At 62.5% G+C, this 4,498-nt stretch carries 5 protein-coding genes; 4 read left to right on the forward strand and 1 reads right to left on the reverse strand.

Going from position 1 to position 4,498, the window contains the following annotated elements:
* Positions 1 to 361: 361 nt before the first annotated feature.
* Positions 362 to 1,720, reverse strand: a complete 1,359-nt coding sequence (locus VLR48_RS01140) for a sodium:alanine symporter family protein (protein WP_325290017.1) — start codon at positions 1,718 to 1,720, stop codon at positions 362 to 364.
* 262 nt (positions 1,721 to 1,982) lie between these two features.
* Between VLR48_RS01140 and VLR48_RS01145 the strand changes: the two genes are divergently transcribed.
* The 4 genes from VLR48_RS01145 to VLR48_RS01160 all read left to right on the forward strand — a co-directional run bounded on the left by VLR48_RS01145 (position 1,983) and on the right by VLR48_RS01160 (position 4,439).
* Positions 1,983 to 2,657 (forward strand): inner membrane-spanning protein YciB, encoded by a 675-nt coding sequence (locus VLR48_RS01145; protein ID WP_325290018.1) that lies wholly within the window; start codon positions 1,983 to 1,985, stop codon positions 2,655 to 2,657.
* Position 2,658: 1 nt separating this feature from the next.
* Positions 2,659 to 2,961 carry a YciI family protein gene (locus VLR48_RS01150; protein ID WP_325290019.1) on the forward strand — a complete coding sequence of 101 codons (303 nt, stop codon included), beginning with the start codon at positions 2,659 to 2,661 and terminating at the stop codon, positions 2,959 to 2,961.
* A gap of 117 nt (positions 2,962 to 3,078) precedes the next feature.
* Entirely contained in the window at positions 3,079 to 3,957 is an 879-nt protein-coding gene (locus tag VLR48_RS01155) for a peptidylprolyl isomerase (RefSeq protein ID WP_325290020.1), read from the forward strand.
* Positions 3,958 to 4,217: 260 nt separating this feature from the next.
* Positions 4,218 to 4,439 (forward strand): hypothetical protein, encoded by a 222-nt coding sequence (locus VLR48_RS01160; protein WP_325290021.1) that lies wholly within the window; start codon positions 4,218 to 4,220, stop codon positions 4,437 to 4,439.
* The last annotated feature ends 59 nt before the right edge of the window (positions 4,440 to 4,498 follow it).

Raw genomic sequence — 4,498 nt, forward strand, 5'->3', positions numbered from 1 at the left:
TGATCTTCGATCATGGGGACATATTATAACCCACTGTTCGGAAATAGAAAACGTGGTTTCTGTTCAGGCACTATCTACGAAGGGCTGCGCGACATCGATATCCAGCGGGCGATGGACGAAGAATTCGGTCGCGTCGAAAACATGATGTTCATTCGTACGATTAAGACCGACGAAACGGGCAAAACAGCGCGTGACCCGGAGACAGGCGTAGCCGTAACCTCGGATGACGGCTGCTGAACCTGCGTGCAGTCCGGCGCCGTCTCGTCCGTGAGGCGACGTACGGATGTGCGCCGGGGTGTATCCGAGGAGCCTGAACGCGCACGACGGGGCGCCGACCCGGAACGGCGCCCCGAGCGGGTAATCAGGTCACAAGGCGCCGATTGATCGGATCCGCGAAATATTCGCGCGTCATCCGAAAGACCACCGGGCTGAGCAAGAGCAGCGCGACCAGATTGGGAATCGCCATCAGGGCATTGAGTGTATCGGCGACCAGCCAGATGAATTCGAGCTCCAGCGTCGCCCCGATCGGAATGACCGCGACCCAAACCAACCGAAAGGGAACGATCGCATGGATGCCGAAGAGGTATTCCATGCAGCGCTCGCCGTAGACGCTCCAGCCCAGGATGGTCGTGAAGGCGAAGAGGGCCAGCCCGAAGGTGACGACATAGCCGCCGATCGACGGCAGGCCGGCGCTGAAGGCCGCGGACGACAGGCTCGCGCCGGTCTCCCCGCTCATCCACTCGCCCGTCACCATGATCACCAAGCCCGTGATGGTGCAGATAATGATGGTATCGATGAAGGTCCCGAGCATGGCGACCGTACCTTGCTGGATCGGATCGTTGCTCTGGGCCGCCGCATGCGCGATCGGGGCGCTGCCGAGACCTGCCTCGTTGGAGAAGATGCCCCGCGCCACCCCCATTTGAATGCCCAGCATCAGGGTCGCACCCGCAAATCCGCCGGCGGCGGCCGTCGGCGAGAAGGCGTGCTGCACGATCTGATAGACGGCTTGCGGAATCTGATCGATGTTGAAGGCCAACACCACCAGGCCGCCGACCACATAGGCGATTGCCATGAAGGGAACCAGCTTCCCGGCGACTTGGGCGATCCAGCGAATACCGCCGATCAGAACCAAGCCGACCATCACGGCCATCGCGATACCGGACCAAAGCTCCGGGATCGCGAACTTGCTGCTGAGGGCGTGCGACACCGAGTTGGCCTGGACCATATTCCCGATGCCGAACCCCGCGAGCGCACCGAAGATCGCGAATGCGGTGCCGAGCCAGAGCCAGCGTCGCCCCAGTCCGTTCTTGATGTAGTACATGGGGCCGCCGACATAGTTGCCCTTTTCGTCCACCTCGCGGTATTTCACCGCCAGGACGCCCTCGGCATACTTGGTTGCCATGCCGACGAGTGCGGTGCACCACATCCAGAAGAGCGCGCCCGGGCCGCCGATCGCGATGGCCGTGGCGACGCCGGCGATGTTGCCCGTTCCGATGGTCGCCGCGAGCGACGTCATCAAGGCATTGAAAGGCGTGATGTTGCCCTGTCCCTGCGCGTGCCGACCGGCCCACAGCATGCGGAAGCCGAACCCGAGCTTCAGCAACGGCATCAAGCGCAAGCCGATCATCAGGAAAAGGCCGGTTCCCAGGATGAGAACCAGCATGGGAGGGCCCCAGACGAGCCCGTTGATCGTGCCGACCCAACTCTCGATCGTCTCCACGTGACGCATCCCCTTTCAAATGAGATCAGAAACCGGACGCAACTATACACGTCAACCCGACCAAACGCCTTTGCCCTGCCCGCCCGATCCCCGTATCCTATCGCGCACGACCGCGGGATCGAGCCCTGCCTCCGTCACGGCGAGCGTCGCCCCGGGCGACAGCGTTGAAACCGCCGCCGCTTCACGCGGTCGAACCGCGCGGCTTCCGCCCGGACGCATCATCCCGAATCACCACGCATGCCGCATCGGCGACCCCTGCCTCATGAAACTCTTTGTCGACTTCTTTCCGATTCTCCTATTCTTCGCCGCCTACAAGCTCGAAGGTATCTATGTCGCGACCGGGGTGGCCATCCTCGCCTCGGCCGTCCTGGTCGGCTGGTCGTGGATACGGCGGCGACATGTCGAGACCATGCCGCTGGTCACGCTCGGGTTGCTGGTGCTGTTCGGCGGGCTCACGCTCGCACTGCGCGACCCGATCTTCGTCATGTGGAAACCGACGATCGTGAATTGGCTGTTCGGCGCCGTTTTTCTCGGCAGCCAGTTCATCGGGAAGCAAACCCTGATCGAGCGGATGATGGGCAAGGCGATCGACATCCCCTCGGCCGTTTGGATGCGCTTGAACATGATGTGGATCGGGTTCTTCCTCGTCACCGGACTCGTCAATCTCTTCGTGGTCTATATCGGCAGCGGATTCTTCGGTGCCCAGCAGGCGCTGCTCCTCGCCTCGGGTCTGCAGGAGATCGACCTCTCGACCTGCTCCGAGAACTTCGGCGGCGACCTGCTCTCGCTCTGCAACGATGCCCAAGCGCGCGAGGACATCTGGGTGAATTTCAAGCTCTTCGGTATGATGGGAATGACGCTCGTGTTCGTGATTGCACAGGCCTTCTACCTGTCCCGCCACATGAAGGATGAACCCCGGACCCTGGAGGCCGACTGACGTGCTGTACGCCATCATCGCCGTCGATCACGACAAGAGTCTCGCGGCACGCCTGAGCGCGCGGCCGGACCATCTCGCGCGCCTTGAAGCCCTGCAGGGCGAGGGGCGCTTGGTGCTCGCAGGGCCACACCCGGCGATCGACAGCCCGGATCCCGGCGACGCCGGCTTCTCGGGATCCCTGATCGTCGCGGAATTCCCCGATCTGGCCTCAGCCGAGCAATGGGCGGCTGCGGATCCGTACAACGCGGCCGGCGTCTACCGAGAGGTCCAGGTCAAACCCTTCAAGCGGGTCTTTCCGACCTGAGACCCGATCCGGACGCCGCTCGCAACGGGCAGGCGAGCCCCCTCGCCTGCCGTCTCTCCCCATTGCAATGACGGCATCCTCGGATGCCAATGAATCCCACATACGGAAACCATTATCATGAAAACGACTCGCATCCCCCTCCTCCTGTGTGCCCTGCTGGCCGCAGGTGCCGCCGTGGCGGAGGACGCCAAGGACGCGGAGGCCCAACCGCAGGGCGACGACGTCCTGATCGCGACGGTCAACGGCACACCCTACGGTCTCGACCTCTTCCGTCTCTTCTTCCTGGAGCGCCTGCAGCAAAGTCAGGGCCAGAATTCGCCCGAGCTTCAAGAGCAGGCCTTCAACGACTTCATGAGCCTGGTGGTTGCCTCGCAGGAGGCGGCGCGACGCAATCTGGAGCAAGATCCCGAGGTCGGTGTCGCCATCGAGCTGCAGCGCATGAAGATCCTCTCCAATGCCGCACTGGCCTCGATGGCCGAGGAGATCGAGCCGACCGAAGACGAGCTGAAGAAGGCTTACGAGGACGTCAAGGAAAACGCCAGCCAGACCGAGTACAAGGCACGCCACATCCTCGTCAAGGACGAGGAAGAGGCGAAAAAGATGATCGAGGAGCTCGAAGGCGGCGCCGATTTCGGCGACCTGGCCCGAGAGCACTCGCTCGGACCGACCGGCAAGAACGGCGGCGAGCTCGAGTGGTTCGACGCCAACCAGATGGTCGCACCCTTCTCCGAGGCGGTCGCCGCGATGGAGAAGGGCACCTATACGAAAACGCCCGTCCAGACTCAGTTCGGATGGCATGTCATCGAGCTTCAGGACTCCCGCAAGGCCGAGCCCCCGAGCTTCGAGGATGCCAAGCAGCAGCTCGAGGCCCTGCTCAAGCGTCAAAAGCTTTCGGAGAAGTTGGCCGAGATGCGTAACGGCGCCATGGTGGAGCTCAACGAGGAGGTCGTGAAGGTCAAGCCGGCCGACGAGGCCGCAGCGGAAGAGTCCAAGTAAGGCATCAGGCGATTTCCGGCCACAAGCATCCCGACCGCGCGTGGCTGCAAGACTTCCAAGGGCGACTTAAGTCGCCCCTACACCCGCCCCCGTTGCCCCTCCGCCGGCTCGCACGTCGGCACACACGCGATTGTTTCACGGCATCGACACGTCGGATTGACCGGATGCGACCGGAATCACGGTTCGACGGCGTCTACGGCATTGCGTCTTCCGTCGTTTGTATTAGAATTTAATTATGATATGAAAGACGGAGAGATCCGATGATCTCTTGCACCACGCTTCGTTCGACCGTTGTCTTGTCCGCCGGCTTGCTCCTGTCCGGTATCCTGCTGCTCCTGATCGCGGAGGGCGCCGCTCGCCCGGTGCCGACCGCCCACATCGCCCTCCTCGCGGTACTCGGCGGCGCCGTGGCGCTTGGCTTCGGCTTTGCGCTCGCAGTCTCGCCTTGGTCACGGCACTATTTCGACAACTGCGAGCACTGAACCTAAACCGCGTCCAGAGCGACAAGCGTCATTTTCGTTGTGCGTTTGGCTTTGGAGAT

Source organism: Thiocapsa sp. (assembly GCF_035467215.1).
Classification (GTDB): Bacteria; Pseudomonadota; Gammaproteobacteria; order Chromatiales; family Chromatiaceae; genus Thiocapsa.